The sequence below is a fragment of the Betaproteobacteria bacterium genome (genome assembly GCA_009693245.1).
Lineage (GTDB): Bacteria > Pseudomonadota > Gammaproteobacteria > Burkholderiales > SHXO01 > SHXO01.
On record SHXO01000119.1, the window covers coordinates 1 to 7,283 of the forward strand.

The 7,283-nt window shown below is 59.9% G+C and carries 9 protein-coding genes; 6 read left to right on the forward strand and 3 right to left on the reverse strand.

The window, feature by feature from the left end; all coding sequences use genetic code 11:
* The 4 genes from EXR36_14955 to soxX all read left to right on the forward strand — a co-directional run.
* The coding region (locus EXR36_14955; GenBank protein MSQ60891.1) for a thiosulfate oxidation carrier protein SoxY at positions 1 to 173 on the forward strand (173 nt) is incomplete at its 5' end.
* 25 nt (positions 174 to 198) lie between these two features.
* On the forward strand, positions 199 to 510 hold the full coding sequence (gene soxZ / locus EXR36_14960) for a thiosulfate oxidation carrier complex protein SoxZ (GenBank protein ID MSQ60892.1): 312 nt from the start codon (positions 199 to 201) through the stop codon (positions 508 to 510).
* Complete coding sequence (gene soxA, locus EXR36_14965) at positions 507 to 1,304, forward strand: sulfur oxidation c-type cytochrome SoxA (protein ID MSQ60893.1); 798 nt, start codon at positions 507 to 509, stop codon at positions 1,302 to 1,304. Before soxZ ends, soxA begins: the two co-directional genes overlap by 4 nt.
* On the forward strand, positions 1,301 to 1,927 hold the full coding sequence (soxX, locus tag EXR36_14970) for a sulfur oxidation c-type cytochrome SoxX (GenBank protein ID MSQ60894.1): 627 nt from the start codon (positions 1,301 to 1,303) through the stop codon (positions 1,925 to 1,927). The genes soxA and soxX overlap by 4 nt, the downstream gene beginning before the upstream one ends.
* A 41-nt stretch (positions 1,928 to 1,968) precedes the next feature.
* On the opposite strand, the gene EXR36_14975 is transcribed toward soxX, so the two are convergent.
* From EXR36_14975 to EXR36_14985, 3 genes are read right to left on the reverse strand one after another with little or no spacing between them, the layout of a single operon-like run.
* Entirely contained in the window at positions 1,969 to 2,562 is a 594-nt protein-coding gene (locus tag EXR36_14975) for a 2-hydroxychromene-2-carboxylate isomerase (protein MSQ60895.1), read from the reverse strand.
* Positions 2,563 to 2,577: 15 nt separating this feature from the next.
* Positions 2,578 to 3,402, reverse strand: coding sequence for a polyphosphate kinase 2 family protein (locus tag EXR36_14980; GenBank protein ID MSQ60896.1), 825 nt, complete (start codon positions 3,400 to 3,402; stop codon positions 2,578 to 2,580).
* Complete coding sequence (locus tag EXR36_14985; protein ID MSQ60897.1) at positions 3,403 to 4,854, reverse strand: glycosyltransferase family 39 protein; 1,452 nt, start codon at positions 4,852 to 4,854, stop codon at positions 3,403 to 3,405.
* Between the two features lie 17 nt (positions 4,855 to 4,871).
* On the opposite strand from EXR36_14985, the gene EXR36_14990 reads away from it, so the two are divergent.
* A complete protein-coding gene (locus EXR36_14990) occupies positions 4,872 to 6,311 on the forward strand; it encodes a thiol oxidoreductase (protein ID MSQ60898.1) in 1,440 nt (479 codons plus the stop codon).
* A 26-nt stretch (positions 6,312 to 6,337) separates the two neighbouring features.
* Positions 6,338 to 7,021: an RraA family protein gene (locus EXR36_14995; protein ID MSQ60899.1), complete on the forward strand. Its 684-nt coding sequence runs from the start codon at positions 6,338 to 6,340 to the stop codon at positions 7,019 to 7,021.
* Positions 7,022 to 7,283: the final 262 nt, after the last annotated feature.

A 7,283-nucleotide genomic window follows, 5' to 3' on the forward strand; every position in this document is an offset into this window, starting at 1 on the left:
ATCCCAATCTCCTCACCGCCCATTTCAGCATCCCCGACGGAACGCTCCCCGACATACAAACTCGCGTGAAGATGGCGCAGACCAGCGATGTCTACGCCTTGGTGAAGGCGCAAGGCAAGTTCTACTATGCGTCCAAGGAAATCAAGGTGACGCTCGGCGGTTGCGGCGGATAATGCGAGACGGACCAGGAGACCAAGCATGGGAAGTCCGATGAAATTGCGCGCCAAGGCGGACGGAGACGTCGTGGAAGTAAAGGTCCTGATGGCGCACATCATGGAAACAGGACAGCGCAAGAACCAAGCGGGCGATCTCATCCCAGCTCATTTCATCCAATCCGTCAGCGCGACCCATAAAGACAAAGTCGTGCTCTCCGCGCAGTGGGGGCCAGCCGTGTCAGCCAATCCCTGGATCGCTTTCAAGTTCAAGGGCGGGGTCAAGGGCGAGAAAGTCAAGGTGTCGTGGACCGACAACCGCGGGGACTCTCGCAGCGATGAAGTCGTGATAGCATGATTCGCCTTGCCTGCGTCGCGCTTGCACTCGCGCTGTGCATTCCGGCGCTATCAGCCAGCGAAGACGGCCATATAGCGAGCGAGCTTCAGAAGTACCGCAAGATGTTGCAAGATGGCAATCCGGCTGATCTCATGGAAATGCGAGGCGAGGAGTTGTGGACCATGCCACGGGGAGCCAAGAACGCCACCTTGGAGCAATGCGATTTAGGTTTGGGCGCGGGCAAGCTGGAAGGCGCCTATGCCCGGTTGCCGCGCTACTTCGCCGATACGGATAGAGTTCAAGATGCGGAGTCGCGCCTGGCCCATTGCATGGCCACGCTACAGGGTTTGAGCGAGCAGCAAGCCACGCGGAATTGGTACAAACCCAATTCCGACATGGAAGCCCTCGTCACCTACGTGGCCGCGCAATCGAAGGGCAAACCCATCGCCATCCCGCTCGTGCACGGCAAAGAGAAGGAAATGGTTGGTGTGGGCGAGGAAATCTTCTTCCGTCGCGCGGGCCCCTTGGATTTTTCCTGTGCCACTTGCCACTCGCAGCCTGGCCGGCGCATCCGCCTGCAAGAATTGCCGAATTTCGGCGACAACAAGAGCGCGCAATCCTCCATGATCACCTGGCCAGCTTATCGTGTATCGCAAAGCGCGGTGTGGACCATGGAAAGGCGCTTGATCGACTGTTTGCGGCAGATGCGTTACCCCGACGCGGATTACCTTTCGGATGCGGTTATCGCCTTGCAATCCTATCTACAACAACAAGCTCGTGGCGGCGTGATGGAAGCCCCAGGCATCAAGCGATGAGGCCGAAGTTGCGTCATATCGCGGCGATGATTTTCGCGGGCCTTTGCACCGCGGCCTCGGCCGGTGATGCGCTACACGCGCGTACCGAAGCCGTGGTGCGCCAATCCTTTTCCGGCGCGAGCACCGAGGAATGGAACGAGCGGCTGCGGCAAGACGAAGCACAAGCGCTGTGCTCGCGCTACCGCAATCATGCGCCGCCGGACGTGGCAAAACGCATTCTCGAAACCCAGCAGGAAAGTTTTCGCTATCCCGAAGATGGCAAGCTGATGGGCTCTTGGAAAGAGGGCGAGAAACTGGCGTCCGTGGGCACGGGCGGGCATATCGGAAATATCCAACCCGACCGGCCCGGTACCCGCAAGGGCGGTAATTGCTATGCTTGCCACGCGCTAGCGAAGAAGGAGATCGCCGCCGGTAATCTCGGCCCCTCTCTCACGGGGTTCGGCAAGCTGCGAGGCCTCTCGCCCGAATCCATCAAATACACCTACGAAAAAATCTACAACGCGCAAGCCTTCTACCCCTGCTCCATGATGCCCCGCTTTGGTCACAACGGCTGGCTCACTCCCAAGGAGATCGCCGACGCGGTGGCGTTCTTGCTCGATCCGGAGTCGCCGGTTAATCAGTAGGTTCACCGTGAGGCGGTAGGCGCGAGGCGCCAGAGAATCGCTCACGCTATCGCCCGCTCCACGAACTCCAGCCTATCCTGGCCCCACATCAACTCATCCCCGATGGCATAGGTGGGCACGCCAAACACGCCCTTGGCGATGGCTTCTTGCGTATAAGTTTCGTACAAAACCTTGGCCTCTTCGGCGTAGGACTGAAGCGCACCTAGGTCCAGCCCTTCCGCGTGCACGATGGCGGCGATGGTTAGCGGATCGGCGCAGTTTTTCTCCTCGGCCCAGCAGCCCCTGAGAAAGCCAAAGGCCAAGCGCGCCGCGGCGGCCGGTCCCGCGATCTTGCCGGCGCATATGATGAGGTGGGAGGCAGATTCCGGCGCGTAGGGAAAGAATTTGGGCTCGAGGGTGAGCGCGACGCCGAGGTAATCCCGCCAGCGTTTCAGTTCCATGAAGCGGTAGGCTTGTCTTTGCGCGGGGCGTTGCTTGACGGGCAATCCGCCCGAGGCCGCGAACAGCTTGGGGATATCGATGGGTTTGATCATAACCTGCGCCTTATGTAGCGCAGCCATGGCGGTGAACCTCGGATGGCCCAGGTAAGTCCAGGGCGAAACAGGGGACATGAAGTAATCGATAGATCTGCTCATGATCATTCCTGAAGTTCAAGTGACCCGTATGGTAGCCGGATCCCACTCGGGCTGGGGATAACTCATGTCAAGACCGGCGAGCGCTTCTTTCAGTATGGACGAGACGACGATGTTGCGGTTCGTTTTGGAATTCGCCGGCACGATGTACCAAGGAGCCCACTGCGTGGAGGTCGCGGTCAAGGCGTCCTCGTGGGCGCTCATGTAATCGCCCCAGAATTTGCGCTCCTCCAGGTCGCGGGGATTGAATTTCCAGCGCTTATCTGGATCATCGACGCGCTCTTGCAGACGCTTCTTCTGCTCGTCGCGCGATAGGTGGAGAAAGAATTTCAGGATCAAAGTTCCGTTCTCCGCCAAGCAGCGCTCGAACTCGTTGATCTGGCGGTAGCGCTCCTTGCGGGTTTCCATGCCGATCCACTTGTGCACTCGCACGACGAGCACGTCCTCGTAGTGGCTGCGGTTGAAGACCACGATCTCGCCCTTGCCCGGAACCTCGCGGTGCACACGCCATAGAAAATCGTGCGCGAGTTCCGCCGCGGTGGGCGCCTTGAATCCCACCGCCCGCACACCGAGCGGATCGGTTTCGCTGAACACGTGGCGCACCACGCCATCCTTGCCGGAGGTATCCATACCCTGCAGTACGACCAGTACCGCATGCTTTTGTTGCGCGAAGAGAAGGTCCTGCAAGCGATCGATGTCCTTGCTCAATTGCGCGAGAAGCTGAACGGCATTCTCCTTCGACCCGCCAGGCAGCGCGCTTTTGTCCGCCGAATACCTCTGCGAGAGATCCAGTTTCGATCCAGGTTTTAAGCGGTACTTCGAATGATTCAATGCAGCCTCCATTCATCGTCGTAAATAGGCTTCTCCCGGAAAGTACCGGTCGCAGAAATAGCACGCCCCCACGGGCAGAAATTTCGGGATGCGGTAATAGGTCCGCCGGATCGCGGCCAATATCCGGTCTCGGTAGACCTCGTATTTGAACCCATCGCCCATGACTAGAGTGAAGCGCGCGCCGTCTTGAAGGATCGCGTGCTCCTCGGTATGGGCGAAGTACGGGGAATATTCTCCCTCGGCGGGTACGCCCTTGTGCAGCACCGCCAAACGCTGTCCAGCGAAGCGCCGAAAGTCCGTGAGGATGTCATCGTGACGGCCGTGGTAGGTGGTCTGCCCCCACACCGGAACGTAAGTCTTGGAATGATAAGACGCGATGGCCGCCGCCGAATAGCCTGCCGACAGCAAGGCTGCATCCCCGCGATATCGCGCGATCTGTTTGAGTAGCTCAGGCATGCGAGTGTGATAGACAAAACCATCGTGGACCTTGGTTTTTTCCCAAACGCTCAGAGGCAGGGCAAGAACCGCGAACACGGCCACCACGTGCAGCGTTGAGAAAAAGCCGAGGTAAATCCAACTCGGCCGCAACTCGCGCGCGTTCAAAACCAATGCGGCGGATGCAAAGAAAACAGGGATGAAGCCGAACATCCAATGCAAGCCCACTGTTTTCCCCAACGACACCATGGCGAACAATGCGTACGGCAAGATCCAAAGCCACAGCAGCGCGCGCGCGGCGGGCGATTTCCACGCCGAGCGCAAGCCCTCTCGCACACGAGTCATCCGGTAAAGGGCGAAGGGGCACAAGGTATAGACCACGCACACAACGTATAGCCCGATGGACTGGACACCCAGTGTTGCATTGCTCGTGCGGTTAAAGGCGTTGAACAAAAGCGTGGACCAGCAATGCTTGTAATTCCACCACGCGTGCAGAAAGCCGAACGGCAGCGAACACAGGAGGATGAGCCCAGCCGCCTTCCAACGATCAGGGATGGAAGGTGTGGTGGCGATAAACACGAGGAATGCGATACCTAGCAGCACAGCGAAGTACTTCGACAGAAACGCGCAGCCCAGCATCGCACCCGCGATCCCGTGCCAACGTAGCTTGCCCTCATGAACCGCCAGTACGAAGCTCGCCGCCGAGAGCGCCATGAACACGAGCAAAGGCGTATCCGTGGTGATGACGACGTTGATCACGTTCGCGGGAACCAGCAGGATCAAACATCCCGCAAGATAGGCTTGGCGCTGCCCCAGGCGCTTTAGCAGCGCCACGAAGATCGCGCTCACCAACAATGGCGCCATTACTGAAGGCAAGCGCACCACCCAAGGCGCGTCCGACCACCGCAACATGAGCCAGGCAATCCAGCCCATCATGGGCGGGTGATCGTAGTAGCCGTAATCCGGATACTGCCCCCAGAAAAGAAAGTAAGCTTCGTCGCTCAAGATGGGGAAGCGCGCGGCGATCATGAGCCGCAATAAAAAAGATGCGCCGAGGAGTACAAAGTACGCGCGGCGCCAGTTGGCCTGGCTCGCCAAGGAGTTTTCTAGGATCAATGGGGATAATTGAACAGTCGGTGACCGGCGGCATGATAACGGAGGCGCGCCCCCTCCTCGCGCGCAGGCATGCCATTATCGTTTTCATATCGATGGCCGCCATTGCGCTCGGTGGTTGCACCGGTTCGGCCCCTACCTCCCCGCGGATGGCCGGCATCGCCGTTGCTGGCACGTCCGAATACGCGTTCCAGCACGCGCGGCCTAGCCTCGATGCGGCGCGACTCGCACAGTTCGCCCTAGGCAAGGAAGAGTTCGTACAGCGCTGGGTGCCCTTCCCTTCCATCGGCGGGCAATGGGGGCGCGGCCCTTTGTCCAATGCGCAGTCATGCGAGGAGTGCCATGAGCGCAACGGCCGAGGCAGCGCCGACCCGGGAAGTTTATCACTGGTTGCTCGGCTGGCGGCGGCTGGCAACATCCCATTGCCCGACCCCGTTTACGGAGGGCAACTCAACACGCAAGGGATTCTTGGCAAAGTCCCGGCCGAAGGCCAAATCCTCATTCGCTGGCGCGAGCAGCGCGTGGTCTTGCACGATGGCGAAGTCGTCACACTGCGTTGGCCCGAGACGAAGTTGAGCGAACTCGCTTACGGTGCATTGTCGCGCGGCACACGCATTTCCCTGCGCGTTGCGCCACAGCTGGCGGGCTTGGGATTGTTGGAGGCCGTAGGCGAACATGAAATAGAACGCCAGCGCATCCGCCAGCGCGCCTTAGGCGCCGAAGGCCGCGTGCATCGCGTGCGGGAAGGCGAGGCTCTGGTCACCGGGCGCTTCGGCTGGAAAGCGAGCCAGCCCAGTTTGCGCAGGCAAGCGGCCGCGGCTTTCAGGGACGACATCGGGGTCACCTCTTATTTGTTCCCCGCCGAGAATTGCACGCCCGCGCAAACGGCCTGCGTTAACACGCAGACGGTGGCTCATCCCGAGTTGAAGGAAGAACAACTGGACCGTGTCACCGCTTATTTGCAAGGAATCGCGGTACCATCCCCGCGCGCGTCCAGCGTGAAGGGTGCGCGCTTATTCGCGCAACTGCAATGCGATGCCTGCCACGCACCCCGGCTGCGCACATCGCTCCCAGAAGCACCCCTCATCAGTCCATACACCGATCTCATGCTGCACGACATGGGAGAGGCCCTCGCCGCTGAAACCGGTGAGTTGGACGCCCAGGGCAACGAGTGGCGAACTGCGCCACTGTGGGGCTTGGGCCTCTTGAGCCGCATCGACGGGGAGGTAAATCTGCTGCACGACGGCCGCGCACGCGACGTGCAAGAGGCTATCCTATGGCATGGCGGCCAAGCACTGAAATCGCGAGAGGCTTTCGCCCGGCTATCGCGCTCCAATCGCGCTATCCTGCTGCAATTTCTGCAATCCCTTTAACTGCAATCCCATTAACCGGAGTCTTCATGGACACGCTGTTCAAGCATCTCAAGGGTTTCGATACCCCCACCATCGTCAACGCGCTGGAGATCGTACGCGGGGGCCGCTTTGCCACCGGCTATAGCCGCCAGCGCCTCATCGCTTGCAACCCCAAGCTGCCGCCCATTGTGGGTTACGCGCGCACCGCCACTATCCGCTCCTCCACGCCCTTCGACCCGGCCACCCGCAAGGAAAAGCTGCTGGCTTACTACGAGCACGTGGCGCAATCGCCCGGGCCCACGGTAACCGTCATTCAAGAGATAGACCATCAACCCGGCGCCGGCGCATTTTGGGGCGAGGTCAACACCAACGTTCACTGGGGCCTGGGCTGCGTGGGCGCCGTCACCAACGGCTCCATGCGAGATTTGGATACCATGCACCCCCAATTCCTCTGTCTGGCTGCAACCCTCTCCCCCGCTCACGCCTGGGTACATGTGGTGGACGTGGGCCAGCGCGTGGATGTGTTGGGAATGGTGGTCTCCCCCAACGATCTCGTGCATGCCGACCTGCACGGTTCGGTCGTCTTCACCCAGGCCGAGGCCGAGAAACTCCCCGCCGCCATCGATCTCATGGCGCGCAAGGAGAAGGTGATGCTGGACGCCGCGCGGGCGCCCGGCTTCAACCTGCAAAGAATCAGGGAAGCCATGGCCGCAATGGAGAGGGTTACTTAAGGGCACCTCTAATAATTCAGCATTCTAGAGTACTGGACAGTGACGAGTTTTCCGTTTCATCTCACGCGGCCATACGGCTAGCATCCAAGTCTGGGTCATAGCGGTGGTATTTGACGACTATTTTCTTGAGGTTGGCGTCCAAATGTGGAAACGAGAAAAATGCCGGGATGGCCGTTCGAAGGGCGTTTGCGACGATAAGCTCGGAGGGAGGTAGCTCCGGGTTCATGGTGCGAAGCCAGCTACGGAAACAGCGCCAAACCTC